The organism is Micrococcus sp., assembly GCF_030523875.1.
In the GTDB taxonomy this organism is placed as follows: Bacteria; Actinomycetota; Actinomycetes; order Actinomycetales; family Micrococcaceae; genus Micrococcus.
This window is the reverse complement of record NZ_JAUNHR010000058.1, coordinates 1-798: the sequence shown is the minus strand read 5'-3', so window position 1 is coordinate 798 and position 798 is coordinate 1. Positions and strand designations below refer to the sequence as shown.

1 protein-coding gene is annotated in these 798 nt (G+C 77.4%); it reads left to right on the top strand.

Features of this window, described 5'->3' with window-relative positions:
- The first annotated feature begins 423 nt into the window (after positions 1-423).
- Entirely contained in the window at positions 424-720 is a 297-nt protein-coding gene (groES, locus tag Q4D18_RS08370; protein WP_135028631.1) for a co-chaperone GroES, read from the top strand.
- Positions 721-798: the final 78 nt, after the last annotated feature.

The window sequence follows — 798 nt, the reverse complement described above, 5'->3', positions numbered from 1 at the left end:
AGGAGGCGGCGGTCCGCCTCGGCGCGTGGAACGGACCCGGACGCGGCGGCGGGCCCCCCCCCCGGGTGGGGGGCGGGCGGGGTGATGGCCCCCACCCCCCGCGGGGCGGGCGGGGGGGGGTGGGCGAGCGGGTGGGAGCGAGGGGAGTCGGTTGGGCGGGCGAGACCCAGCTGGGACAGTGGGCACGGAACGCACGGAACGGCCCGTCCGCCCACGGCGCACGTCTGGCAGTCGCTTGGTGGGAGTGCCAGGCCCGCGCTAGAGTCGGAGCTGGCACTCGGGGGTACCGGGTGCCAAGCCCGAGGACGGGCCCCGCGGCACCGCGACGACGCAGGGTCCCCGCACCGTGGCACCCCCGACAACGCGACCATGCGCGACGCCGGCCCCGCCTGCGTCCGCCGACGAACACAAGGAGTGTGCAGCATGTCCGTCTCCATCAAGCCCCTCGAGGACCGCATCGTCGTCCGCCCGCTCGAGGCCGAGCAGACCACCGCGTCCGGCCTCGTCATCCCGGACACCGCCAAGGAGAAGCCCCAGGAGGGCCAGGTCGTGGCCGTGGGCCCGGGCCGCGTGGCCGAGAACGGCACCCGCGTGCCGGTGGACGTGGCCGAGGGCGACGTCGTCCTCTACTCCAAGTACGGCGGCACCGAGGTCAAGGTCGGCGGCGAGGAGTACCTGGTGCTCTCCGCCCGCGACGTGCTGGCCGTCGTCACCAAGTGACCCGCCGCGTCGGGCCCGGGACCCGGCGACAGCCCCGGCGCCCCGCCGCCCCCCCCCCCGGCGGGCGCCCCCCCGCCC